The following is a 1,296-nucleotide window of genomic DNA, read 5'->3' as shown; positions in this document are numbered from 1 at the left end:
TTTTGGAACCATCCGAGGTAATCAACTTAGGCGTGTGCATCTAAATAGATCACCAGTATTCTAAATTAGTATAGTTATCCTAATAGACTGCTCTGCCGCCATGCTGACTGACCAAATCAAAGCGACCTTCAAAGATGCCGCCCGTAAATTAACAGGTCAAAAGAAACGTGAGTTTACGGCTCAGGTAGCCTTAGACTATTTCGATGGGTCAGCGCGTAAAACGGAAACAGCGATAGGGTGGGATCGCAGAAGCATTCAACGTGGACTTGATAGCTTGAGAACAGGTATCTCTTACCAGGACAATTATCAAGCGAGGGGGCGCAAAAAAATTGAGGAGATTTTACCCAACCTGTCAGAGGATATTCGCGTACTGGTGGATGGTGAGGCCCAAATTGATCCCACGTTTGGCAGCGAGTTTCGTTATCTCAAGGTGAGTGCTCAAGCCGTCCGCGATGCGTTAATAACCCAAAAAGGATACACCGATGAGGCGTTACCCTCTCGTCAAGCGATTGGACGGTTACTGAATCGTCTAGGCTATCGTCTTCGTAAACCCTCAAAGCAAAGCCGCTAAAAAAGATTCCTGAAACCGATACTATATTCTCCCATGTGCGCAGTGCTAATATGTCTGCCGACAAGGATGAGGGTGTCTTACGACTCTCTATCGACTCAAAGGCAAAAGTCAAATTAGGCAATCTTTCACGCGGGGGCAAAGATCGCCGACAGACAGCCCCTAAGGCTGATGACCATGATACTGAATGGCAGGGCAAAGTAGTCCCCTTTGGGATTCTCAATATGCAAACCGACGAATTAGCGATCTATTTGGGCCAATCTGCTGAGACCCCTGACTTCATCGTGGATTGTTTAGAACATTGGTGGGCCGACAATCAGCCTGTTTATTCCGAAATCCACACCTTGGCGATTAATCTAGATAGTGGTGGGGCTACCCGCTCAGACCGCACACAATTCATCAAGCGGATGGTCACGTTTGCACGAGATAGCGAGCTCACCCTTGAGTTAATTTACTATCCCCCTTATCACAGTAAATACAACCCTATTGAGCGATGTTGGGCGGCATTGGAACAATTTTGGAATGGCGCAATTCTCGATTCTATCGATACCGTTTTTCAGTGGACCTGCAACATGGCTTGGAAGGGATTCAATCCCGTTGTTCATCTCATGGATAAGGTCTATGAAAAAGGGATTACTGTCGATAAAGATACGTTGGCACCCTATCGGGTGGATTGGCATCCTTCCGATACCTTACCCAAATGGTCAACTGTAATTGCCCATTTGGGA

Annotated in this window: 1 protein-coding gene and 1 pseudogene; both read left to right on the top strand. The window is 46.8% G+C overall.

Features of this window, described 5'->3' with window-relative positions; translation table 11 throughout:
* Window positions 1-100 precede the first annotated feature (100 nt).
* Window positions 101-571: a hypothetical protein gene (locus tag F6K18_RS36165; protein ID WP_287528200.1), complete on the top strand. Its 471-nt coding sequence runs from the start codon at window positions 101-103 to the stop codon at window positions 569-571.
* 35 nt (window positions 572-606) lie between these two features.
* Window positions 607-1,296: pseudogene (locus tag F6K18_RS36160) on the top strand (ISAzo13 family transposase); the annotation flags it as partial.

The organism is Okeania sp. SIO2C2 (assembly GCF_010692625.1).
In the GTDB taxonomy this organism is placed as follows: domain Bacteria; phylum Cyanobacteriota; class Cyanobacteriia; order Cyanobacteriales; family Microcoleaceae; genus Okeania; species Okeania hirsuta.
This window is presented reverse-complemented; position numbering and strand designations above follow the sequence as displayed.

Coding starts and splice junctions, on each gene's coding strand:
- F6K18_RS36165 (WP_287528200.1), top strand. CDS start 101: ATGCTGACTGACCAAATCAAAGCGACCTTCAAAGATGCCGCCCGTAAA.